General features: G+C 41.5%; 19 protein-coding genes and 1 tRNA gene. 5 read left to right on the top strand and 15 right to left on the bottom strand.

The features are described 5' to 3' along the window. The first annotated feature begins 131 nt into the window (after positions 1–131). Positions 132–845 (top strand): D-Ala-D-Ala carboxypeptidase family metallohydrolase, encoded by a 714-nt coding sequence (locus IHE35_RS05765; protein WP_242789692.1) that lies wholly within the window; start codon positions 132–134, stop codon positions 843–845. A 132-nt stretch (positions 846–977) separates the two neighbouring features. Further along, positions 978–1,643 carry an O-methyltransferase gene (locus IHE35_RS05760; protein ID WP_242789691.1) on the top strand — a complete coding sequence of 222 codons (666 nt, stop codon included), beginning with the start codon at positions 978–980 and terminating at the stop codon, positions 1,641–1,643. 201 nt (positions 1,644–1,844) lie between these two features. Here the strand turns inward: IHE35_RS05760 and IHE35_RS05755 are convergent, their stop codons facing one another. The 14 genes from IHE35_RS05755 to IHE35_RS05690 form a co-directional block, all read right to left on the bottom strand. Beyond that, a complete protein-coding gene (locus IHE35_RS05755; protein WP_242789690.1) occupies positions 1,845–2,687 on the bottom strand; it encodes a universal stress protein in 843 nt (280 codons plus the stop codon). A 187-nt stretch (positions 2,688–2,874) separates the two neighbouring features. Then, the gene (locus IHE35_RS05750; RefSeq protein ID WP_242789689.1) at positions 2,875–3,492 is read right to left on the bottom strand and encodes an acyltransferase; all 618 of its coding nucleotides are present in this window, start codon (positions 3,490–3,492) and stop codon (positions 2,875–2,877) included. Further along, the gene (locus tag IHE35_RS05745) at positions 3,485–4,084 is read right to left on the bottom strand and encodes a YigZ family protein (protein ID WP_242789688.1); all 600 of its coding nucleotides are present in this window, start codon (positions 4,082–4,084) and stop codon (positions 3,485–3,487) included. Before IHE35_RS05745 ends, IHE35_RS05750 begins: the two co-directional genes overlap by 8 nt. Before the next feature lie 108 nt (positions 4,085–4,192). Further along, entirely contained in the window at positions 4,193–5,380 is a 1,188-nt protein-coding gene (locus IHE35_RS05740; protein WP_242789687.1) for an HlyD family efflux transporter periplasmic adaptor subunit, read from the bottom strand. Continuing rightward, complete coding sequence (locus IHE35_RS05735) at positions 5,377–7,515, bottom strand: type I secretion system permease/ATPase (RefSeq protein WP_242789686.1); 2,139 nt, start codon at positions 7,513–7,515, stop codon at positions 5,377–5,379. Before IHE35_RS05735 ends, IHE35_RS05740 begins: the two co-directional genes overlap by 4 nt. After that, the gene (locus IHE35_RS05730) at positions 7,512–9,059 is read right to left on the bottom strand and encodes a TolC family outer membrane protein (protein ID WP_242789685.1); all 1,548 of its coding nucleotides are present in this window, start codon (positions 9,057–9,059) and stop codon (positions 7,512–7,514) included. The genes IHE35_RS05735 and IHE35_RS05730 overlap by 4 nt, the downstream gene beginning before the upstream one ends. A gap of 138 nt (positions 9,060–9,197) precedes the next feature. Beyond that, the gene (lptB, locus tag IHE35_RS05725) at positions 9,198–9,938 is read right to left on the bottom strand and encodes an LPS export ABC transporter ATP-binding protein (protein ID WP_242789684.1); all 741 of its coding nucleotides are present in this window, start codon (positions 9,936–9,938) and stop codon (positions 9,198–9,200) included. After that, positions 9,938–10,504, bottom strand: a complete 567-nt coding sequence (gene lptA, locus IHE35_RS05720) for a lipopolysaccharide transport periplasmic protein LptA (protein WP_242789683.1) — start codon at positions 10,502–10,504, stop codon at positions 9,938–9,940. The genes lptB and lptA overlap by 1 nt, the downstream gene beginning before the upstream one ends. Then, complete coding sequence (lptC, locus tag IHE35_RS05715) at positions 10,488–11,036, bottom strand: LPS export ABC transporter periplasmic protein LptC (protein WP_242789682.1); 549 nt, start codon at positions 11,034–11,036, stop codon at positions 10,488–10,490. Before lptC ends, lptA begins: the two co-directional genes overlap by 17 nt. A gap of 33 nt (positions 11,037–11,069) precedes the next feature. Continuing rightward, positions 11,070–11,609 carry an HAD-IIIA family hydrolase gene (locus tag IHE35_RS05710; protein WP_242789681.1) on the bottom strand — a complete coding sequence of 180 codons (540 nt, stop codon included), beginning with the start codon at positions 11,607–11,609 and terminating at the stop codon, positions 11,070–11,072. 3 nt (positions 11,610–11,612) lie between these two features. After that, positions 11,613–12,590: a KpsF/GutQ family sugar-phosphate isomerase gene (locus tag IHE35_RS05705; protein ID WP_242789680.1), complete on the bottom strand. Its 978-nt coding sequence runs from the start codon at positions 12,588–12,590 to the stop codon at positions 11,613–11,615. A gap of 275 nt (positions 12,591–12,865) precedes the next feature. After that, a tRNA-Gly gene (locus tag IHE35_RS05700) sits at positions 12,866–12,941 on the bottom strand. A gap of 65 nt (positions 12,942–13,006) precedes the next feature. Further along, positions 13,007–14,428 (bottom strand): cysteine--tRNA ligase, encoded by a 1,422-nt coding sequence (cysS, locus tag IHE35_RS05695; protein ID WP_242789679.1) that lies wholly within the window; start codon positions 14,426–14,428, stop codon positions 13,007–13,009. Between the two features lie 149 nt (positions 14,429–14,577). Then, positions 14,578–20,124: a BapA prefix-like domain-containing protein gene (locus IHE35_RS05690; protein WP_242789678.1), complete on the bottom strand. Its 5,547-nt coding sequence runs from the start codon at positions 20,122–20,124 to the stop codon at positions 14,578–14,580. Positions 20,125–20,607: 483 nt separating this feature from the next. Here IHE35_RS05690 and IHE35_RS05685 point away from each other — a divergent pair, with 483 nt between their 5' ends. The 3 genes from IHE35_RS05685 to IHE35_RS05675 all read left to right on the top strand — a co-directional run bounded on the left by IHE35_RS05685 (position 20,608) and on the right by IHE35_RS05675 (position 22,760). After that, the gene (locus IHE35_RS05685) at positions 20,608–21,477 is read left to right on the top strand and encodes an SDR family oxidoreductase (RefSeq protein ID WP_242789677.1); all 870 of its coding nucleotides are present in this window, start codon (positions 20,608–20,610) and stop codon (positions 21,475–21,477) included. Positions 21,478–21,703: 226 nt separating this feature from the next. Then, positions 21,704–21,880: a hypothetical protein gene (locus tag IHE35_RS05680; protein WP_242789676.1), complete on the top strand. Its 177-nt coding sequence runs from the start codon at positions 21,704–21,706 to the stop codon at positions 21,878–21,880. A gap of 202 nt (positions 21,881–22,082) precedes the next feature. Then, the gene (locus tag IHE35_RS05675) at positions 22,083–22,760 is read left to right on the top strand and encodes a type 1 glutamine amidotransferase domain-containing protein (RefSeq protein ID WP_242789675.1); all 678 of its coding nucleotides are present in this window, start codon (positions 22,083–22,085) and stop codon (positions 22,758–22,760) included. A gap of 110 nt (positions 22,761–22,870) precedes the next feature. On the opposite strand, the gene yfcF is transcribed toward IHE35_RS05675, so the two are convergent. After that, positions 22,871–23,536 (bottom strand): glutathione transferase, encoded by a 666-nt coding sequence (yfcF, locus tag IHE35_RS05670; protein WP_242789674.1) that lies wholly within the window; start codon positions 23,534–23,536, stop codon positions 22,871–22,873. Between the last annotated feature and the right edge of the window lie 221 nt (positions 23,537–23,757).

Below are 23,757 nucleotides of genomic sequence, written 5' to 3'. Positions count from 1 at the left end.
CCTCCAAAAAAGATCAGCATAGTCTGGTCTTTTTTTATACCTGATGCACACATTTCATTGCAATTTATCCTGAATTTCTTCGCAAAAGTGGACTAAAATAGCGCTATTTTATAAATACCTGATTTCTAATAATGAAGCATTTTTACAAGGGATTATTGGGTCTCAGCATGATCCCTTTTGTCATGGTGGGCTGTACCACTGCGACAAAAAAACCAATGACCTCACCAGATGGAAAACGGATTTACATTCCTCAGGAACGGGTTAAGGTTGACCGTAAGGTGCTGCCTAAAAGTATTCCTTTTGCCTATACCAACTGGGCAGCCGTAGCAAATAACCTCTCTCGTGTACGTGAGTATGAGGTATTTTTAGAACGCAACGCGGTAGGCAATATTATTCCAAGTTTTGAATTGATGCGTACTGCACGTGATTGGTCACGTTGTGGTGGATCACAATATATGGTGCCAAGCCGTGAGCTATGGAACAATCAGTTACCAACCTTACGTGTATTTAAATATCTGGTTGCAGCGAATATCCTCAATGATTTTGAAGTGACCTCAGTTTACCGTGATCTGCCACTCAATAAATGTGCCGGTGGTGCCAACTCTTCACGTCACCTGTATAACTCTGCCATTGATTTCCGTATTGGACCGGAATTCCCGCAACCAGAAGATTATGCCTATATTGAAAATACCAAGTTCAAACTCTGCCAGTTCTGGATACAGCACGGTCAAAGCCTGAATATGGGCTTAGGTCTATATGCTTCAGGTCAGATCCATATTGATACCCAAGGTTACCGCACTTGGGGACCGGATTTGAGCCGTAGATCTTCAATGTGTAATTACTAAGTCATTCCAACCACAATACAGAATGTGTGAATAATTCTGTATTGTTCATTTTTAATGCAAATATAGAACAATAAATTGCGCTCGACTGTGAAAGGTTTAAAATGCCTGCATCGCAACAAAGGTGCTCAAGTTATGCAACAAATGTGGACAGATCTCGATAATTATATTGAGTCACATTTAATCCCAGATGATCCGATTCTGAAACAAACTCTTGAAAATACAGCTGCGCATGGATTCCCTGATCATCTGGCGGTAGCCGCCAATCAGGGCATGCTGTTACAGATGCTGATTCAGATGAATAGCTGCAAGCGTGTACTTGAACTGGGAACTTTTGCTGCATATAGCACCATGTGGCTGGCTCGTGCCCTGCCTGAAGATGGCTATATCCTGACCATTGAAGGACGTGATACGCATGCCGCGATGGGTCAGGAAAATATCGACCGTGCCAACCTTAAGCAGACAGTCGAACTTAAATGTGGCCGTGCCGCAGATATTCTCAAAGCCCTGCCAGAAGATACTGAACCCTTTGATTTTATATTTATTGATGCGGATAAACAGAGCTATCCTGAATATCTGGAACTCAGTCTAAAACTGTCTCGCTCAGGTACAGTGATCTTTTTAGATAATGTTATTCGTGCTGGGGCAATTATTGATGCGGACAATAATAAGCCAAGTATTGAAGGTATTCGCAGCATGTTTGAAGCGATGCAAAATCACCCGCGTCTACTTTCCAGTACTGCTCTACAGACCGTGGGCAGCAAAGGTCATGATGGTTTTGCACTGGCTATTGTCAAATAACACTCTGCGCGCAAAAAACACCCAATAAAGTATTTTAAATATATAACAATAACTTATACAATGTAACCACAGAGTTATCCACAATATTTGAGGATAACTCTGATTATTTTTAAATCAAACCGTAACAATTTCCAACATCACGCTTTTGACTTTGGTGGAATTGTTATTTTAACTTTATTACGCTTTTTCTAGCATTTTTCCTTATTTGGCCACCAGAAGTGGGACTTTAGAATTGCGGAAGATCGTGGTCGCAATACTGCCCAGGAAGAACTGATGAATCTTACTGTGACTGAAGGCACCGAGCACAATCAACTGAATTCCCTGCTCCTGCTGATAAGACAGGATATTCTCTGCCACGTCGCCATAGCGGTATTCGAAAATAACATCCAGACCAGCTTCTTTCAGATAATTCAGTGGTTCATTCAGGATTTCTGCATGATCTCCGACATAGAGCAAGTGACACTGCAGCTGTTTCAGCAAATCACTTTCCGCAATACGTTTCATCATCTGGATACAGGTTGGTGAATATTCATAGGCAAAGATAAAACGTGTCGGCGGCTTAAAGTTTTCACCCACCGTCATTACCGCACAATTGGCACCACGGATAAAGTTTTCCACATTGGTGCCCATCGGCTTGTTTTTCTCAGCCGAGCGTTCACCCAAACGTCCAATGACGACAATATCATCGGGTCTGAGTAACTGAAAGCTTTGTTCCAGGAAATCCCCTTTTTCCTGAATATGGATGGTGTTGATATTGTGTTTTTCTTTGATCTGGTCAGAAATGTGTCGCAGCAGATTATTGCTATAGTCTAAAGCCAATTCACTTTGTTTCTGTTCAAGTTCGGCCAGTTCTTTCAGCAGCATGGCATTACTTTCAAAACCGATCACGCCGCTGATTTCCCCCAAATGGTAACTTGCAGGGTAATAATCCAAAACTTGTAATAACACCAGCTCACGATGGGTCTGCTTGGCAATCCATGCAGCCGCTTCTGCGAGGGCATTAATGCATGGAGAAGAATCAATGCAGGCAATGACACGTTTCATGTTTAGCCTCTCTCGTTATAATAAAAGTTCTTAGATATTTTTAAGTTAGCATAGCCTTTAGCAAATGTGCAGCGAATTCTGTAGCACAGGATTTGAATTATGTTATTTTTTATGTGATGTGCTAGTGGCTTATACGTTTTTGACCCGTCAAAGCTATCCTCGTATTACCTGCAACGCTAAAAATCTATTAATCCCGGTAGCGAATCAGTTTGGCTGGATTACCTGCAACAATCATGCGTTCACCCACATCTGTGGTCACCATACTGTTCATCCCGACAATGGCCTGATCTGCGATTTTCACCCCGTCTTTAATGCCAACATGAGCACCGAGCCAGACATCACGGCCAATCTCAATACCCCTTGAACGTACCGGCTGTTTATAAATAGGCTGCTCCAGCTCCATCCCATGGTCAAAAGCATACAGGTGACAATAGGCTGCCATACGAACCTGATCATGCAGCTTAATGCCAACCCGTCCACCATCTAAAATACAATGATGATTAATCGCGACTTCATTGCCAATTTCTAATGGTCCATGCAAGGTACAGTCAGCTGCGATAAAGCTATGATCACCAATCACGATTTTTCGGCCCGGTTCAGCGAAAATATGTGCCAGTGGTGAAATAAAGCAGTTCTCCCCAATCTCGACTGTTTCCATGTCACGCAGATAATCCTGATATTCGCGCTGCCACTGCTCTGCCCAAGCCCGATTTTTTGGCTTGAGTGACCAGTATAGCCACGGCATATAATTAAGACGATGCTTATGCTGCTCGCGGTATTTCAGTAAAGGATCCTGCTCAGTCATCTTCGGGCTCATCTATAATCTTTAAGGCTTCACGTCCGCGGCTGATATCCTGAATTTTCAAGGCAAATGGCTCAATCTGATGTTTTTGCATTTGCGCAATAACCTCGACGCCTGCTGCGGTATAATTTTCCTGATAATCAATCTGTTGCTGATTTAGCTCATACTGAAAAATAGCCCATTCACTAAAATTACAACGAAAGGATACTTTTTTCTTTTCAATCAGTTCAATCTTTTCAGCCAAGACTAAGCATTGACCCGCACAGCCTCCATAAGCACGAACCAGACCACCCGTACCCAGCTTGATTCCACCATACCAGCGATTCACCAGCACCAATACATTGGTCAGTTCATTGCCTTCAATGGTTGCTAAAATCGGTCGACCTGCAGTTCCGGAAGGTTCACCATCATCATTAAAACGCACATTATGTCCGATCTTCCATGCCCAGCACTGATGCGTCGTTGTGGCATCACGATAAGCTTCCAGAAAATCCTTTACATCCTGTTCGGATTCCACCGGTGTAGCAAAGGCCTGAAAACGGCTTTTCTTGATCTCTTCTTCAAAACTGACAAGGCTGGCAATGGTAAAAGGCATTGGATTCAAACAATAACATCACTGTGCTGCAGTATAACGTGTTTGCTGGCACAAACAAAAAAAGCCCCTATACATAGAGGCTTGATTTTGCACAACTACAATGCAGAATTAGCGTTCTCGTAATGCTTCTTTGGCTTTGTTAAACGGTTTGACCAAGTAGTCCAGTACCGTTTTTTCACCCGTACGGATATCCACGGTCGCCACCATACCCGGGGTGATATTAAATTCCTGTCCGGCTTTATTGGTCAGCTTGTCATTTTCGGTACGGATATAAACGCGGTAGTAAAACTGGTCCTGCTTGACTTCATCACGCAAGGTATCCGGAGAAATCACGGTGACTTTACCTTTTAAACCACCATAAATCGAATAATCATAAGCGGTGATTTTGACCAGCGCTTCCTGATCTGGACGGATAAAAGCAATATCACGTGGTGAAATACGGGCTTCAACTAGCAGTTTTTCATCAAGTGGTACAATAGTCATCAGCTTGCCATTTTGTGGAATGACACCACCTAAAGTCATGACATCAATTTCTTTCACTACGCCACGTACTGGCGATTTGAAAATAGTCCGGTTCAGCGTATCAGATTTACCACGTACCACCTGTTGCTGGGTTTCCACATCGGTATTGGCTTTAGCCAGTTCCTCACGTGCCTTCACAAAATACTGGTTCCGCACATCATTCATCTGATTTTGCAAATCATTGGCTTCACGCTTTAAACGTAGAACTTCCACTTCACTTGCTGCACCTTTTGCAACCAATGGTTCGGTCATTGCCAGTTCTTGCTGCACCAGCACCAATGCCTGTTTTAAACCTGCCAGAGATTCTTCCAGATTGGCACGGCGCGATTTATACAATGCAGTTTCTTCTGTCACCAGTTTTGGCTCTTTGAGCACTTCAGGTGGGAAAGACAACGGCGCACCGCTGACTTCAGCACGTAAGCGTGCTGCGGTTGCACGCGAAGAAATTAACAGAGAAGCCGATTCACCTACATTGGACTCAAAACGGGTGGGATCAAGCTGAGCCAATACCTGACCCTGCTCGACAATTTCACCTTCTTTGACATTCAGTTTGGTGAGAATACCTCCTTCCAGAGACTGAATAACCTGCTCCTTGGAAGACGGAATAACTTTACCGGTACCTGTCGAAACTTCTTCCAGCTTAAACAGCCATGCCCACGTCAGCAGAATCAGTAAGCCTATACCGATGATCCAGATGATCACACTTGATTTTGGCAAAGGTGGTTCCTGAAAGCTGACTTTAGTTGAACGCTTGATATCTTGTTGTGCACTCATGCGCTTGCTCCCGTAACACGCTTCGCTCCACCTTGTGATTGATTCAGGATCTGGTCGCGAGGACCATCCATCACAATCTTGCCGTCATTCACAACAATGATGCGGTCTACCAGTTCAAGTACCGCGCGACGATGTGTCGCTACCACCATAGTTCGGCCAATCAGATAAGTTTTTAAATTATCAATCAGCTGTTTCTCAGAAACATCATCAATGGCAGCAGTTGGCTCATCCAGCAATAAGATTTGTGGTTGGCGAATCAGTAAACGAGCAAGTAACAAGGCTTGACGCTGACCACCGGAAAAGCCCATACCACCTTCCAGAATGATATGGTCCAGACCTTCTTTCTTTTCCTGAACGAAGCCTAATGCACCTGTGAGTTGCAAAGCTTCAAGGATTTGCTGGTCAGTTGCCAGTGGTGCACCCAGCGTCAGGTTTTCGCGAATGCTGCCGTAAAATAGTTGTGAATTTTGATTCAGTAAGCCGATATCACGACGCACATCTGCCGGATCAATCAGTTCCAGGTCAATTCCATCAAGTTTGACCTTGCCCTGTAACGGCGTTTGCATACCGGATAACAATTGCAACAAGGTTGATTTACCTGCACCGTTACGACCCAAGATCGCAATCTTCTCACCAGGTTTGATTTCCAGTTTGGGAATGACCAAGGTAGGTTTTGGATCATCTTCACCATATTTAAATACCGCACCACTGAGCTCGTACTGACCTTCCAGTAATGGACGATGAATCAGATGAGCATAGTCCGGCTGATCCACCGGCTTTTTCATCAGTTCGTCTAAACCATTTTTCGCGACTTTCGCCTGCTGTAAACGACCGAGGACACCGGTAATTTGGGAAATCGGTGCCAGCATACGTGAAGACAGAATTGAACAGGCAACCAGTGCACCTGTGGTCATTTCACCTTCCATAACAGCAAAACAGCCTACTAAAACAACAATAGCAAATGTCAGACCTTGAATTTTTTGAGTCCAGGCGGTCATCAAACCAACGATTTTACGTTGCTGCATGCTGACATCGGCAGAAACCTCATTCATATGGTTCCACTGGTTCTGGAAACGCGATTCAGCACGCAGTAGCTTGATATCTTCAATTCCTTGTACTGCTTCGACTAACAAAGCGTTCCGGATCGAAGATTCACGCATGCCCATTTGTGCCAGCTCAGCCAGTTTTTTCTGCGCCAGAATGCCAGGCAAGATCATCAGAGGAACTACCAGCAGCATCACCCAGAACAGGTTTCCGCCAATCAGCCAGAAGATTCCAAGGAACAGGAAGAAAAATGGCAGGTCAGCAATCGCAGTAACTGTAGTAGAAGTCACCAGTTCACGGACACCTTCCAGTTCACGAATCTGTGAAATAAAAGTACCGGTAGATTTTGAACGTTCTTTATTTTTAATGCGTAAGGCATGACCAAAGACCCGGTCAGAAATACGTAAATCAGCGCGCTTGCCGATAATATCAGACAGATAGATCCGGGAGACGCGTAAGGTAAATTCGAAGATTGCCGCAATCAATACACCGCCTGCCAGTACCCATAAGGTCGGGATAGACTGTGAAGGAATGACCCGGTCATACACGTTCATGGAAAAGACAATGGTAGCCAGTGCGAGGATGTTCGCGATTAAAGAAGCAAACATCACATCGATATAACGTTTCCAGTCATTCAGGACAATTGACCAGAACCAGTTCTTTTCGAAAGGCTTGATATATTCATCGACCCGGGCATCGGGTACTGAAGACTCAGGACGCAGGATATAAAGGCTTTTAGCGCCCTGCTTCAGATGTTCCAGGTCAAAGACCTGAGACAATCCCTGATCCCCACTGAGCTGCACGCTGGCATTGCCTTCACTATCAATGCGCTCAATCACACCCACTTCGCCATTTTCAAATTCTACCAATATTGGCAGTTTCCATGGACTGAGCAGACTGGCATCAAATTTGTTTTTACGTACATTTAAACCGATCTGACGCGTGACAACTTTGAGCAGTTCATCAATATCATGATGCTGGTTCCAGTCAAGTTGTAGTCGGATTCTTTCCTCAGATGGCTCGATGCGATAATGCTTGGCGATATTAAGTATCGCCTGAAGCCACGGCTGATAATTTATTGTATTACTCATGGCTGTACTTCAAACCCCTGAATAGAAATACGGTTAAGGTCATAAAGATCGCGTGTGCGACCGGTGACCTGAATGTACTGAACAATAGCGGTATAAATATCGTAGCGCGCGGTTTCAATTTCTTGGGCTGCGCTGTGAATTGCCTGCTCTGCATTAAGCAGATCGACTACGGTTCGAGTACCGAGTTTATATTGTTCCTGATACAGCTCTCTGGTGCGCACAGTGGTTGCACGGCGCTGTGCCAGAATGTCCATTTGTCGCTGTTTATTTTCAATCTGTTCGCGAATCAAACGGACCTGATCGACTACATCCAGATAGGCAGTATTGACCTGAGCACGTGCTGCTTCTTCAGCAAAACTGGCTGCACGGGTCTGTGATCTGGTCGCCCCACCTTGATAGAAATTACTGGTGGCTTCAATCATCACAGAGTTATAAAAGCCATCATCTTCATTATTATTCGGATTGCGACCATTAATGGCCTGACTCATACTCCCTTTGATATTAATGGTAGGGTAAGCATTAAGCTTGGCCTGTTCCTTTTGCGAACGTGCGACTTCCACCCCGGCATGCGCCAACATCAAGGTCGGAATACCGGTAAACTCAGGCTCCTGATAAAGTCCGGCCTGTTGAATCAGACTATCCGGAATTTCCCAGTCCACATTGGAAACATCAAAGCCTAATAAAGTGCGCAATTTTTGTTGATATTGACGTAACTGGGTTTGTTGCACAATCAGGTTATTCTCTGCCGCTTCCAGATTAGATTGAGCTTGAATAGGATCGGCCTGACTGCTAATCCCGGCTCTGGCACGTAAATTGGCAATTTCCGCTATTCGTGCAATCCCTTGTTTCTGTTGCTCGGCAATCTTGGTAATTTCCTGATAGCGCTTGATATTGACAATGGCATCTGCCACTTCAAGTGCAATCTGATCCAGACTGACTAAAACCCGTGCCTGTTCTTGGGCAAGCTTGGCTTCTTCAGTGGTCACACTGGATTTCACCTTGCCAAAATCATACAGCATTTGAGTCGCATTCAGGGAAACCACCTGACGACCGCGTTCGCCTTTGGTCAAATCGGCTGTACCCAATCCACCCGAAATCTGCGGATAGTATTGTGCTTTCGCGACATCAATATTGGCAACCTGTGAAGACAACGCAGAGATACTCTGTGAAATTTCAGGACGACGCTGAACTGCTGTCAGTACAGCATCCTTCAGATTGATGCGTCTGGGAATGCCCGTGGCTGGCATATTATTTTGTGTGCGAATCCCACTCTGAAAGCTGCCTACTGGGGGCAATTCCTGAACACGTGAGGTATCCAGCTGATAATTACTCAGATCTCGCAGATCAACCGTATGTGAAGATTTCACAGGTTCAGGGGAAAACAGTTTACTGACTCCTTGTTTAAATCCCTGAAAATATCCGCTTTCTGTATCCGCCGCATAAACTTGAGACATTTGCAAAGGCAATAATAGGACGATAAATAGCCCTTTTTTCCCCTGTAAATTACCCCGAAGTTCATTAATTTTTTTTGCTTGCAATAGCATGATTTGGTGTCGTTTTTAAACTAACTATATACCAAAAATATTTAAAAAATGATGATACTAAAATATTTTTGACGAAAAAATCCCACACAATAACGCAAAGTTGCATGTGTGGGGCTTACTTAAAGCAATAAAGCCGAATTACACTGTAAAGTCATCACCCAGATACACTTTTCTAACAGTTTCATTATTCAGGATTTCTTGCGGTGTACCTTCTGCAATCACTGCCCCTTCACTGACAATATAAGCATGCTCACAGATTGCCAAGGTTTCACGTACATTATGATCGGTAATTAATACGCCAATACCACGATCTTTCAAGGTTGTAATAATGTCTTTAATGTCTCCGACAGAAATCGGATCGACCCCGGCAAAAGGTTCATCGAGTAACATGAATTTTGGATCAGCTGCCAGCGCACGGGCAATTTCCGCACGACGACGCTCACCACCAGAAACACTCATGCCCAGAGAATCTTTGATATGGGTAATCTTAAAGTCTGCCAGTAATGCTGCCAGACGCTGTTGACGCTGGGCTTTGCTCAATTCCTTACGGGTTTCAAGAATCGCCATAATATTTTCAGCAATGGTCAGTTTCCGGAAAATGGAGGCTTCCTGCGGCAGATAACCAATCCCTTTACGGGCACGTTCATGCATGGCCAGATCTGACAGATCCAGATCATCCAGATAAATTTCACCTTTATCCATTCGTACCAGACCAACGACCATATAGAAACTGGTGGTTTTACCGGCACCATTTGGACCAAGCAAACCGACGATTTGACCACTTTCCATGCTGAAGGATACATCCTTCACCACCCAACGTTTACTATAGTTTTTCGCCAGATGTTTAATGGTTAAGGTTTGAACCTGTGATTCAGCCATTAGTCACGTGCTCCTGGGAAGGATTTAGAACTGGATGGTGGAATCACAATCTGGACACGACCTGCAGAGGAACCGGTTTTATTCGGCGTACCAACAGCTTCAATATCACCTTTATTCATGCTATAGCGAAGTGTATTACCACGGATACTGGCACCGTCCTGTTCCAGGAAGGCATTACCTGTCAGGGTAATAATACCGGTATCGGCGTTGTAGACAATCTTCTGTGCCTGACCTTTAGCAATCCCTTTTGCAGCATCAATCTTTTGCTGGAAACGTGCAGGACTACCATTTGCTGTAATCGTACTGATTTGCTTCTTGCTGTTCAGGTTCGCCACAATCGAGTTTGCCTGAAGCTTCATAGTCCCCTGCTCAATAATGACATTACCGGTATAAGTCGTGATACCGGTACGCTCATTGAAGGTGGCACGGTCAGCTACCAGTGAAATAGGCTGCTGGCGGTCTGAGGGAATTGCCCATGCAGCAAACGAGCTAAAGCCGAGCACAGCAGCAAGCGCAGTATGCTTCAGGAAAGTAGTCTTCATTTTAGGTTTAAGAATTTGGTTCATACTTTCCTCGAATATTAAAAAATTCGTATTGACCGTCATTTAGATTCGCTTTCAATCCCTGACTGATAAACTCAGCCTGTGGACTCGTTACTTCTACAGCCTTATCCGTTTCAATTTCCCGTGTTTTCGGGAAACCTGTTAACTCTTCTGTCTTGAATTGAAGCTGACCATCCTGCAGAATCTTGGTGGCGACCACCTGCTGTGAAAGGATCACTTTAGTATTATCTTCATAGCCGTTCACAAGTTTGGCATAAAAAGTAGAATCTACTTTGCCATCCTTGTACATCGAAGCATTCATATTTTCCAGCTTCGAAGTTTTTTTCTGCATATCCTGCTCGACTCGATCGACCTGAGCACGAACAGCTAGCTCGCCTGTTTCATCGGTCTGAGTCAAGTTAATATTTTCAGCCGTGGATTTCATACTGCGTGCAGCATCTACCTGAAGCTTATTTCCACTTCCACTGAAATAATAATAACCACCACTTATCGCTGCGATAATAATCGCAATTACGTATAAAACTTTAGTATCCATAAGCGGTGTACTTAATCCAGAACGTATAATTGATTAATATGGCGCACGAGTAAACTTTTCAAGTAATTCTTGGTAAACACCTTTAGACATTAAAAGCATGTCACAAATCTCGCGCACTGCACCACGGCCGCCCATCGCCTGAGTTACCAGATCGGCACGACGACGTACTTCGACATGACCATTTGGAACCGTCACTTTCATGCCTGCAATCGCAAAGGCTGACAGGTCAGGCCAATCATCACCCATATACAGGCAATCTTCAGGATCAATATTCAACTGGGCACAAGCTTCTTTCAGAGCAACACCTTTGTCTTCACGCCCCTGATAGACCAAATCTACACCTAAATCAGACATGCGTTTCTGTACAATATTACTTTGGCGTCCAGTAATAATAATCACCTTAATTCCAGCTTGCTGAACCAGTTTCATGCCCAGACCGTCACGAATATCAAAAGATTTGATCTCATCGCCGGTATTGGTCAGCGTGACAAAACCGTCACTTAAAATACCATCTACATCAAGCACCAGTGCAGCAATATCACGTGCCTGCTCTAACAATACATAAGATGCCATTTATTAATTTACCCCAGCCTGAATCAGGTCATGCATACTAATTACGCCAATAACTTTATTGGCATCATCAACTACTACAAATTGATTAATTTTACGTTCGTTCATGCGTTCTAGCGCCACTACAGCACGTGCTTCCTGAGAAATCGTCAAAGGATTCTTGGTCATCACTTCCTGAACCGGCAGATTGACATCAAAACCTTGCTGCTTGTCGATCAAGCGGCGCAAGTCACCATCAGTAAAAATACCCAGCAGAACATCATTTTGGTCCACAATTGTGGTTAAACCTAGGCGTTTATTTGAAATTTCGTATAAAACTTGATTCATCGGTGTATCTGGTGAAACTTTTGGCAGCTCTGAAGCAGTGTGCATTAAGTGTTTTACGTGTAGTAGTAAACGCTTACCCAATGCTCCAGCTGGATGTGACAAGGCAAAATCATCAGCGGTAAAGCCACGCGCATCTAGCAGCGCTACAGCCAGAGCATCACCTAGCGCTAAAGTTGCGGTTGTACTAGAAGTCGGAGCCAGACCGAGCGGACAAGCTTCCTGAAGATTGCCTAAGGTTAAAGCCACATCAGCATTTTGTGGCATTGGACCTTTGGCATCGCCGCTGATGGTAATTAGAGGAATTTCCAGACGCTTGATCAAAGGCATCAGCATCATGATTTCATCACTCTTGCCCGAGTTGGAAATGGCAATCAGCACATCTCCCGGCACCAGCATACCGAGATCACCATGCCCTGCTTCGCCTGGATGCATAAAGAATGAAGGCGTACCTGTAGAGGCAAAAGTTGCCGCCATTTTACGGCCAATATGCCCGGATTTCCCCATCCCGGTAATCACCAGACGACCTTTGCACTGCAGGATAATTTCACATGCCTGACTAAAACGCTCATCAATTTGCGTGGCTAAAATCTGTAATGCTTGTTCTTCGATACGCAGTGTTTCAAGTGCAACTTTCTGGAAGTCTATTTGATTTGGCATATTTGGTGGGTTCAAAGTAGGTTTACCTTAACTCTATACAGAGTTGACTCAGTCTAGCAAAAAATAATTTTCGTAATTTTATCATATCTATTCAAATTGCAGGTTTCAAAATGTATGGCTTTTCATAAAACTTACACAGAATCTTTTGAAATTTCTCTTAGAACAGGCCCATCATTATTCAGAGTGTAATCATATAAATCAGTTCTGATTTTCCTTTTTTTATTTTGTGTAGGCAATAAAAAACCCCAATCTTTCGATCAGGGTTTTTTAAATTTTGGAGCGGGAAACGAGACTCGAACTCGCGACCCCAACCTTGGCAAGGTTGTGCTCTACCAACTGAGCTATTCCCGCAATATGGGAGTGAATTATAGAGAGTTTCCTGTAACTGTCAACTCTCTATCGATTCAACTGCTGAATTAATCAGCACGACGCCATACCGTACCTTGACGGGTATCTTCCAAAACCACGCCTTGGTCTAATAAAGACTGGCGGATTTCATCGGCACGAGCAAAGTTTTTCTCTTTCTTGGCATCTTTACGTTGCTGGATCAGGTCTTCAATCTGTGCTTGAGATAAGCCTAAAGCTTCCTGACCTATATCAGACTTCAAGAATTCATCAACATTGTGCTGCACCAGACCTAGAATATTGGTGAGATGACGCAAAGTAGAATAATAAACAGCAGCCTGTTCCTGATTCTGGTCTTTTACCGCACGGTTGAGCTCTTTATTCAGTTCAAACAATACTGCAATGGCTTCTGGGGTATTGAAGTCATCACGCATTGCCGTATTGAAACGTTCAACAAAGCTTTGATCTAGAGTTTCAACAACTAGCTCGCCATATACCGCTTGATAAGCTTTAAAGGAATGATAGAAACGCATCAGCGTATTTTTCGCTTCTTTTAATGCTACATCAGAATAGTTCACTGGGCTGCGATAGTGTGAAGACACGATAAAGTAACGCACCACTTCAGGATGGAATTTTTCAATCACATCACGAATGGTGAAGAAGTTGCCCAAAGACTTCGACATTTTTTCGCCATCGACGTTGATGAAGCCAGCATGCATCCAGTAGTTCACATACTGTTCACCTGTCGCTGCTTCAGATTGTGCAATCTCATTTTCATGATGCGGGAAGCTTAAATCAGCACCACCGCCATGAATATCAAAATGATTACCCAGGCAGCAAGTCGACATGGCTGAACATTCAATATGCCAGCCTGGGCGACCATTGCCCCAAGGAGATGTCCAAGATGGTTCATTTTCTTTAGCATGTTTCCACAGTACAAAGTCAAATGGATGTTTTTTCTCAACTTCTACATCTACACGGTCTGATGCACCCGCTTGCATGTCTTCCAGTTTACGACCAGATAAACGACCGTATTTCGCAAACTTTTCAACTTCAAAATACACGTCGCCATTATTGGCTGGATATGCTGTACCGTTATCCACAAGGGTACCAATCATATTTTGCATTTGATCAATATAGTCAGTGGCTTTTGGTGCAGCATCCGGCGCAAGACAGCCTAATTTGGCAAAGTCTTCATTCATCGCATCAATAAAACGGCTGGTGAGTGATGAAATGCTTTCACCATTTTCATTGGCACGTTTAATAATTTTGTCGTCAATGTCGGTGATATTACGTACGTATTTCACCTGCCAGCCCTGGCTACGCAAGAAACGGATAATATAGTCGAATGCAACCACTGTACGTGCATGTCCAATATGACAATAGTCATAGACCGTCATACCACAAACATACAGATCAATCTGACCTTCTTTACGAGGAACAAATTCTACTTTTTTACGTTGCTCTGAGTTATATAGAACAAATGGTTGCATAGGTCTTCTAGAATGCTTTTACAAATGATGGCTCATCTTAACCTAAGCACTATTTTTCATAAAGTTTTTAGTCACTCTTTTAAAGTGAATGCATAAAAAAATCCCCAACCGATGTCAGGGATTTTTTATTTCATTGAACTAATTTTAGATTAGAAAATGATTTGGTTATTTTCTAACAATTCATCCAATGTTACTGGTTTAGTTTGATTTGTTAAAGTCAGTAACTTCGTACTCTGATAAAGCCCACCAGATGTACCATCACGATCGATTGAAAGTACTGCTTCGCCCTTAGACTCATCATAGTTCACAGAGATAAACTGTTTAATATCACTAACACCTTTCTCAAATCCAACAAGTAATTCTGAAATATTAATACCATCGAGATTATCAACTTTTACGCCGAAATCCGTCCATGTATCGTGACCATTACCACCTGTACCTGAGTTTTCTGCACCCTCAAGAACTTTATAAATCAGTGTATCATGACCACCATTACCAACAATAGTATTTGAATATTCATTACCCATTAGTATGTCATTTCCAGTGCTACCTTTTAACAATGAAAGCGTTTCACTATCTTCATTATTAATGAGTTGGTATGACGATAAATTTATATCTAAGCTTGCTGTAGTTACATCACCATTCGCTGCTTTTATTTGATATTCAAAATGCTCTACTTCACCAAACTCCTGGGCCGTTACATCAGGATTTAAATCATATTGATATTGTCCATTCATCCAGATCGTTAAAGTTCCATATGTACCCTTAAATGTTTGACCAGTATCTTGACCATATACACCTTTAATTTGAACTAGACTATCTTCAGCATTTATAAATAATTTGTATAACACATTATCAAAATTATCATTTTTAAGGATATTTCCTAAAATCTGATTATTTTGATTTTCTTCTGTTTCATAGTTAAATAAATCAGTAGATATTATAGCAATATTTTCAAGTCCAGCCGAAGAACCAGTATTAGTTAATTCAAGCGTATATCCACCTTCGTATAATCCATCCAAAATCAACTGATCGTTCTGGCCTAATGTTCCACGTTGAATCTCAATACCATCTTTTTTAAGTACCCAATCTTGGTTAACTGTAGAGTTTTCTTTCGCATAAAAACTAAAGACTTTACCTTTACCAGTCAAACTAAAACTAAACGTTACTTTATCTGTGATAGAATAAAATTTAAAACTCTCTGTTTTTGGATTAGAAATTTTTTCTAGATCAATTGAAGTACCATCTTTTTTCGTAACCTCTCCTTTAAATCCACTTTTATCTAAAACTTCATTAGTTTGACTTAAGTTAAGATTAACAATGGCTTGATCATCAATAGCTTCAAAGTTTTTAATTGGCTTCGGTTCATCAAAATCTGTTTCAACATCAGGACTCTCAATACCAACATTTAAATTGATATATTTTTCTTGTCCATTTTCAGAATAAACAAACTTAATTGTTTCTTTCTTACCAATAAATGAAATATCTTTTGTTGATGGTTCAAATATATAATCACCTGTGTCTTTGTAGACAGTTAGCACACCATATTGCGTATCTACAACAAATTTGTCGTAATACAATTGGTACGTTTTCGAATCATTTAATGTGATTGAGCTCAATTCCGATGTTGTAATTACATTAGCTTGATCAAAAATATTCCCTTGTTGGCTATAACCTTTCAATCCTAAATCATCATAATCAGAATAATCTTTTACAACCAAATCCGCCATTGTGGAGGTCAAACCACCAAGCAAGCTTAAACTTGCTTCAGATGATGGGCTAGCAATAAGTTTATAGCTTCCTTCTGTCAAATCCATGACATTAACATTGATACTACTAATTGGAATAAATAATGCTGACCCTATTGACCCAGAACCAATTGTTTCAGAAGTCCAAACATACTGACCATTCACCAATTCTTGTTTTAATAAAACAATATCTAGCTTGGTACCAGAAGCCAAACCGTTTAATTTTGCTTCATATGTAAATGATAATGTTTGGTTTGGCTTAACTGTAAAACTTATTCCGTTATATTTTTCTACAACTGATGCATCTAAGACCCCACCCAAACCTAAATCAACTAGACTAACTCCACTAGCTGTAAGTTTTGAAACGACATTTCCATCCTTATCATAAAAATCTGTTGTTTTTGGATTTACCTCAAGTGTGGCATATGTATTAACATCGCCTATTTTTGTTTGAGATGAAATTGAAATCGTATCCAAAACTTTTTGCAGCTCTTGTGCTTCTTCAACAAACTGAGCTTCCGAGGTATAAGATTTTAATTTTAAAGCCTTAGCTTTTTGAATAGCATCTTGAAGTAGTTCTTGATCTTTAGGATTATCTGCTGATAGATTTTCAGCCTTAAAGATAACTGCATCTAATTGTATTTCAGCAGCATCCTCTAAAGCTTCTTGTGCAACAGCTGCGTCAAACCCATTAGTTAAAGTCGTAATAAAATCTGTAATTTCAGTTAAATCATTAGACTCAAAAACTAATGTTTTACCATCTGCAAGCAATACTTTTGCTTCAGCAAGCTCGACACCATCTAAACGATCTAAAATAGGGGTTTTTTCTATAATTAAAGCTTTCAAACGGTCTTTTGCTGCTTCCACTGTCTTTTCATCTGAACTTTCTGTGGCTTCTGATGCTTTAGCATCTTCAACAACTTCTTCTAGTGCATCCTCAGCAGCCTTGTAATCAGCAAGACTAGCGTCTTCATTTGCCAATGCTGCTTCTGCCTCAGCAATCGCCGCTTCAACTTGTGACTTTTCTTCACCAGTCAGTTCGTTCAGGCTTTCTTTCGCATTTTCAATGGCATCAGAAAGGTCTGCTTTAGCATCCGCAAGTTTATCCGCTGCACCTTCTTTATTTTCAAAGATTTGTGCAACTTCTACCACTGCATCTAATTCTGATGCTGCTGCATTAAAGTCATCTGCGGTAGCACCTTCTTTGACCAATTCAGCTTCAGCTGTTGCCAGTGCTTCTTCTACTAATGACTTCTCTGATCCTGTCAGTACTTTGACAGCTTCTTTGGCAGCTGCAATTGAATCAACAAGTGATTGTTTTGCATCAGCATAAGCCTGTGCTTCCGCTTCTGCTACTTCTGCAGCCAAATCGGCTGCATCCTTGAGAGATTGTGCAGCTTCTGCTTTCGCAACAACTTTTTCTAATGCATCCTCAGCAGCCTTGTAATCAGCAATATTAGCGTCTTCTTTTGCCCATACTGCTTCTGCCTCAGCAATCTCTGCTTCAACTTGTGACTTTTCTTTACCAGTCAGTTCGTTCAGGCTATCTTTCGCATTTTCAATAGCATCAGAAAGATCTGCTTTAGCATCCGCAAGTTGATCCGCTGAACCTTCTGTGGCTTCTGATGCTTTAGCATCTTCAACCACTTCTTCTAGTGCATCCTCAGCGGCCTTGTAATCATCAACATTAGCGTCTTCTTTTGCCAATACTGCTTCTGCCTCAGCAATCTCTGCTTCAACTTGTGACTTTTCTTCACCAGTCAGTTCGTTCAGGCTTTCTTTCGCATTTTCAATGGCATCAGAAAGGTCTGCTTTAGCATCCGCAAGTTTATCCGCTGCACCTTCTTTATTTTCAAAGATTTGTGCAACTTCTACCACTGCATCTAATTCTGATGCTGCTGCATTAAAGTCATCTGCGGTAGCACCTTCTTTGACCAATTCAGCTTCAGCTGTTGCCAGTGCTTCTTCTACTAATGACTTCTCTGATCCTGTCAGTACTTTGACAGCTTCTTTGGCAGCTGCAATTGAATCAACAAGTGATTGTTTTGCATCAGCATAAGCCTGTGCTTCCGCTTCTGCTACTTCTGCAGCCAAATCGGCTGCATCCTTGAGAGATTGTGCAGCTTCTGCTTTCGCAACAACTTTTTCTAATGCATCCTCAGCAGCCTTGTAATCAGCAATATTAGCGTCTTCTTTTGCCCATACTGCTTCTGCCTCGTCAATCGCCGCTTTAACTTGTGACTTTTCTTTACCAGTCAGTTCGTTCAGGCTATCTTTCGCATTTTCAATAGCATCAGAAAGATCTGCTTTAGCATCCGCAAGTTGATCCGCTGAACCTTCTGTGGCTTCTGATGCTTTAGCATCTTCAACCACTTCTTCTAGTGCATCCTCAGCGGCCTTGTAATCATCAACATTAGCGTCTTCTTTTGCCAATACTGCTTCTGCCTCAGCAATCTCTGCTTCAACTTGTGACTTTTCTTCACCAGTCAGTTCGTTCAGGCTATCTTTCGCATTTTCAATGGCATCAGAAAGATCTGCTTTAGCATCCGCAAGCTTATCCGCTGCACCTTCTTTATTTTCCAAGATTTGTGCAACTTCTACCACTGCATCTAAGTCTGATGCTGCTGCATTAAAGTCATCTGCGGTAGCACCTTCTTTGACCAATTCAGCTTCAGCTGTTGCCAGTGCTTCTTCTACTAATGACTTCTCTGATCCTGTCAGTACTTTGACAGCTTCTTTGGCAGCTGCAATTGAATCAACAAGTGATTGTTTTGCATCAGCATAAGCCTGTGCTTCCGCTTCTGCTACTTCTGCAGCCAAATCGGCTGCATCCTTGAGAGATTGTGCAGCTTCTGCTTTCGCAACAACTTTTTCTAATGCATCCTCAGCAGCCTTGTAATCAGCAATATTAGCGTCTTCTTTTGCCCATACTGCTTCTGCCTCGTCAATCGCCGCTTCAACTTGTGACTTTTCTTTACCAGTCAGTTCGTTCAGGCTATCTTTCGCATTTTCAATAGCATTAGAAAGATCTGCTTTAGCATCCGCAAGTTGATCCGCTGAACCTTCTGTGGCTTCTGATGCTTTAGCATCTTCAACAACTTTTTCTAGTGCATCCTCAGCGGCCTTGTAATCATCAACATTAGCGTCTTCTTTTGCCAATACTGCTTCTGCCTCAGCAATCTCTGCTTCAACTTGTGACTTTTCTTCACCAGTCAGTTCGTTCAGGCTATCTTTCGCATTTTCAATGGCATCAGAAAGATCTGCTTTAGCATCCGCAAGTTTATCCGCTGCATCTTCTTGATTTTCCAAAATTTGTGCACCAGATACCACTTCATTTAAATCTGTTGCTGCTTTTGTAAAGTCATCTGCTGTAGCACCTTCTTTGACCAATTCAGCTTCAGCTTTTGCCAGCGCTTTTTCTACTGCTGACTTTTCTTCACCCGTAAGAGTCGCCAATGCATCTTTAGCATTTTCAATTGCTTGTTCTAGTAACGCTTTTGCAATTTCTTGTTCAGATAAATTATTATTTCCGTAGTTGCTATTTGAACCACTTGAACCATCAGCAGCTATTGCTAAACCACCGATTACTGCAGCTCCCGCTACCCAAGGCCAAAGCTCTGTGAATAAACCCTTTACACCTTCATTCAGTAAAAGCTCAATATCATTTATTGGATTATATGAAATTGTCTCAAAATCAAATAAGGACATTTCAGATTGTTCATTTCTAAAAACTAATGAACTTTCTTCTATATTAAAGTTATTTATTACTATTTTTTCGCCATTTTTTAAAGTAATTTCTATTTGATTATTTAGATGTTCAATCTTTTCAACATCTTCTACCTTTACATCTACCAAAACAACAGAGCTTTCATTTAATCCTATTTCCTGTGAATACTCTTTTATTAAATTATTAGCACCATTTGACTTTGAAATGACTTGAACCTGCATGGGACCCCTCAAAAAACCAACTAAAATTATCGGGATTAATTAAACGATATTACACAATATTATTCAAGTAATTAGTCACTTTAGTAATTGAAATTTGAGAAGCGAATCACAGTTTATTAGACGTGTATACATATTGAAATAATAATAAATTATGAATATATAATTTATATATAATTGAATAATATTAAATTTTAAAATCTACTATAAGAAGTTTATTCATTTGAAGACCGACTATACTTTAGTCTATGAGATATTAGCCTTATTCTTAAGAAAGCTATCTTTGATCATTTTTTAATCAAATCAAAAGTTTTTCAGCACATAATAAAGTCACTGTAATAACTTTCTCTTGTCTAATATTAAGCCAGTATATGAATACTGCTTCTTAGATGACTTCTGTTATTTAATGTATAACTCACGACCATTCAACAATATTCCTTCTAATATATTTTTTCGCCTAGCCATAATGAATGGAACTGAATAAATATGAATAATTATCCTGAAACCCCGAATTCGACCGAAACGCAAGAACATCAACCCGGTGTTCAAACCGAAATGAATCCCGAGCCAGAGATCATTAAACCCAACTATAAAAGTAGCGAAAAATTAAAAGGTAAAGTTGCCCTTATTACCGGAGGTGATAGTGGGATTGGCCGTTCGGTATCGGTCCTGTTTGCTCGTGAAGGTGCCGATATCGCGCTTTGTTATCTGGACGAAGATCAGGATGCAAGAGTTACCAAGAAACTGGTTGAAGCAGAAGGACGACGCTGTTTGATCATTAAATGTGATCTGCAACAGCTTGATGAAATTCAGGATCTGGTGAAACAGACTATTCAGGAATTCCAAACCATTAATATTCTGATCAATAATGCAGCGGTACAATATCCACAAAAAAGTATTACCGACATCTCTCCTGAGCAGCTCAATAAAACTTTTAATACCAATATTCTGAGTATGTTTCATTTAACTCAGGCCGTTCTGCCACATATGCAGGCAGGCGACAGCATCATTAATACCACCAGTATTACCAGCTATCATGGTCATGATGAATTAATTGACTACTCCAGCACAAAAGGTGCAATTACAACCTTTACCCGCAGTCTCTCCAGCAATTTACTGAAAAACAAGACTGGTATTCGTGTTAATGGTGTTGCACCTGGTCCAATCTGGACTCCTCTCATTCCAAGCAGTTTTGATGAAGAAACTTTAAAAGATTTTGGTAAACAGGCCCCGATGGGCCGCATGGGACAACCAAGTGAAGTTGCTCCAGCCTATTTATTTCTAGCCAGCGAGGAAGCCAGCTATATCTCAGGCCAAGTAATCCATGTAAATGGTGGCAGTATTATTAATGGCTAAGTAAATACCTTAAGATAACGACTTTGAAAGGGTCGTTATCTTATTCAACACTAAGATATTAAAATTAGATTTCATCTTTCGTCCTAAAAATAAGCTAGATATAAATTTTCCAGTTATCTAATTAGCTATAAAACAATTTAAACAAATCCTGACAGAAGCTTACTTTGCAGAAATCAAGTCCTTGTTATAGTCATTTCCACATCAAAGCACATTTGAGGATCAGACTATGCCTAGAGGTGATAAATCTGCCTATACGGAAAAACAAAAACGGCAAGCTAAACACATTGAAGATAGCGAAAAAGCACAAGGTCGTTCTGAGGAAGAGGCTGAACGTATTGCCTGGTCTACCGTAAATAAGCAGGATGGTGGCGGAAAGAAAAAGAAAAGTTCTAATCAATCTTAATGATTATTTTCTAACATACTTCATAAATTGAAGTATTTTAAAATGGCTGTTTTAAAGATCAGTATAAATTACTCAGACAGTGCTGCGCCGTTCAATATTTATTTTCTAGCTAAACGATGGCGATCATTTCCCTTCCAATTTCTATCTCATTCAAATTTTTTACTTATTAAATTTTAAACCCAACATAATTTTAGGTATCCATATGAAAATTTTGATTGTTTTGACTTCACATGATCAACTTGGTGACACGGGCGAAAAGACCGGTTTCTGGCTAGAGGAACTGGCTGCACCCTATTATCGATTCATTGATGCGGGAGCCGAAATCACTTTGGCCTCCCCCCAAGGTGGTCACCCGCTGCTTGATCCTAAAAGCAGTGCTGAAGATGCCCAAACTGAAGCAACCAGACGTTTTGAAGCAGATGAAACTGCCATGCGTGCTTTAGCCAATACCCATAAATTAACTGAAGTAAATCCAGAGGATTTTGATGCCGTATTCTATCCGGGTGGTCACGGTCCATTATGGGATTTAGCCAATGACTACACTTCAATCCATTTAATTGAACAAACCTTGCAATCCAATAAGCCTGTCGCACTGGTCTGTCATGCACCGGGCGTATTGAAAAAGGTAAAAGACAGTGAAGGCCATTCCATCGTTTCAGGCAAATCCGTGACTGGTTTTAGTAATACCGAAGAAGATGGTGTCGGCCTAACGGATATTGTTCCATTCCTGGTCGAAGATGTGCTGAAGGAAAATGGCGGAAACTATTCCAAAGCGGAGGATTGGCAAGTCCATGTGCAGCAGGATGGATTACTGATTACCGGGCAGAATCCTGCATCCTCAGCAGCAACGGCGGATGCCCTGTTAGGTCTATTAAAATAATATCCTGCAGATACTCATTCATAAATAACTCCTGATTTCTGTTCAATTCAGGAGTTATTTAAACAATTAATCATGACTCAAATTCATCAACCTTGAAAGCTTTTGCCAATTTACGGTACATCAAATGGTGATGGATCCCATGTACCTCGTTCCAGTTCTCTTAACTTAAACCAGACATGCACCGATTCGCGCTGAAAATTCCGCATAACATAACTATAGAGTCTTTCAGAAATGGGGACTTTATAACTCAATAATCGACGTAGCATGAAGGCTAAATCAAAATCTGCAATGCTCCATTGTAAGCTTAACCATTGATCACCAATCAAAGCTTCACTTACACGGCTCAATCGATCAATTTCCACTTGAGTATGCCGGTCTGGAATATAGGGTTCTGGTAATGGCTGAAAGATACCCGTTGAAGGCATATTTTTACGGATCAGATCAAAATCAGATTTAACCAATGCCTGAACCGCCCGACATTTAGCACGCGCATGAATATCTGCCGGATACAGCGCCGGATAGTCAGGCGCTGGAAAAAGCTCGTCCAGAAACTCAGTAATTGCCATAGATTCAAAAATTGACCAGCCATCCAAAGATAAGCAGGGAATTTTTCCAGTTTTACAAATTCTTAGATAGGTATCTGATTTATTTTCATCCTTGTCCAGATCGATTTTAATCTGTTTGAACTCGACCTGTTTTTCTCTAAGGGCCACAAAAACCGACATGGCATAGGGACTTAATCTTTTACGATCAATATAAAGGCTTAGACTTTGCATAGCATGGCTCCCCTAATGGAGTTGTTATCAGTATATAAAACTATGGGATTGCATACGGTCATAAAGTTCTAAGTTATACCCAAACTGAAGTGAACAATAGCGGAGTATCTTTACAGAGTTTAAGCAATTGCAACCAGGCAACAACTAAATGGAGGAGCTCACTAAGCTGTATTCAGCTTTCCAAGCCATAAGATTCACGTTAAATTAAATCATCTCTTCGA

This window comes from Acinetobacter sp. ASP199, assembly GCF_022700675.1.
Classification (GTDB): Bacteria; Pseudomonadota; Gammaproteobacteria; order Pseudomonadales; family Moraxellaceae; genus Acinetobacter.
Note: the sequence above shows the minus strand (reverse complement) of the source record. Positions and strands in the feature narration are given on the sequence as shown.

Excerpts from the sequence above, each read along its gene's own strand:
- IHE35_RS05765 (WP_242789692.1), top strand. The coding sequence starts at position 132 with ATGAAGCATTTTTACAAGGGATTATTGGGTCTCAGCATGATCCCTTTT.
- IHE35_RS05760 (WP_242789691.1), top strand. The coding sequence starts at position 978 with ATGCAACAAATGTGGACAGATCTCGATAATTATATTGAGTCACATTTA.
- IHE35_RS05755 (WP_242789690.1), bottom strand. The coding sequence starts at position 2,687 with ATGAAACGTGTCATTGCCTGCATTGATTCTTCTCCATGCATTAATGCC.
- IHE35_RS05750 (WP_242789689.1), bottom strand. The coding sequence starts at position 3,492 with ATGACTGAGCAGGATCCTTTACTGAAATACCGCGAGCAGCATAAGCAT.
- IHE35_RS05745 (WP_242789688.1), bottom strand. The coding sequence starts at position 4,084 with ATGCCTTTTACCATTGCCAGCCTTGTCAGTTTTGAAGAAGAGATCAAG.
- IHE35_RS05740 (WP_242789687.1), bottom strand. The coding sequence starts at position 5,380 with ATGAGTGCACAACAAGATATCAAGCGTTCAACTAAAGTCAGCTTTCAG.
- IHE35_RS05735 (WP_242789686.1), bottom strand. The coding sequence starts at position 7,515 with ATGAGTAATACAATAAATTATCAGCCGTGGCTTCAGGCGATACTTAAT.
- IHE35_RS05730 (WP_242789685.1), bottom strand. The coding sequence starts at position 9,059 with ATGCTATTGCAAGCAAAAAAAATTAATGAACTTCGGGGTAATTTACAG.
- lptB (WP_242789684.1), bottom strand. The coding sequence starts at position 9,938 with ATGGCTGAATCACAGGTTCAAACCTTAACCATTAAACATCTGGCGAAA.
- lptA (WP_242789683.1), bottom strand. The coding sequence starts at position 10,504 with ATGAACCAAATTCTTAAACCTAAAATGAAGACTACTTTCCTGAAGCAT.
- lptC (WP_242789682.1), bottom strand. The coding sequence starts at position 11,036 with ATGGATACTAAAGTTTTATACGTAATTGCGATTATTATCGCAGCGATA.
- IHE35_RS05710 (WP_242789681.1), bottom strand. The coding sequence starts at position 11,609 with ATGGCATCTTATGTATTGTTAGAGCAGGCACGTGATATTGCTGCACTG.
- IHE35_RS05705 (WP_242789680.1), bottom strand. The coding sequence starts at position 12,590 with ATGCCAAATCAAATAGACTTCCAGAAAGTTGCACTTGAAACACTGCGT.
- cysS (WP_242789679.1), bottom strand. The coding sequence starts at position 14,428 with ATGCAACCATTTGTTCTATATAACTCAGAGCAACGTAAAAAAGTAGAA.
- IHE35_RS05690 (WP_242789678.1), bottom strand. The coding sequence starts at position 20,124 with ATGCAGGTTCAAGTCATTTCAAAGTCAAATGGTGCTAATAATTTAATA.
- IHE35_RS05685 (WP_242789677.1), top strand. The coding sequence starts at position 20,608 with ATGAATAATTATCCTGAAACCCCGAATTCGACCGAAACGCAAGAACAT.
- IHE35_RS05680 (WP_242789676.1), top strand. The coding sequence starts at position 21,704 with ATGCCTAGAGGTGATAAATCTGCCTATACGGAAAAACAAAAACGGCAA.
- IHE35_RS05675 (WP_242789675.1), top strand. The coding sequence starts at position 22,083 with ATGAAAATTTTGATTGTTTTGACTTCACATGATCAACTTGGTGACACG.
- yfcF (WP_242789674.1), bottom strand. The coding sequence starts at position 23,536 with ATGCAAAGTCTAAGCCTTTATATTGATCGTAAAAGATTAAGTCCCTAT.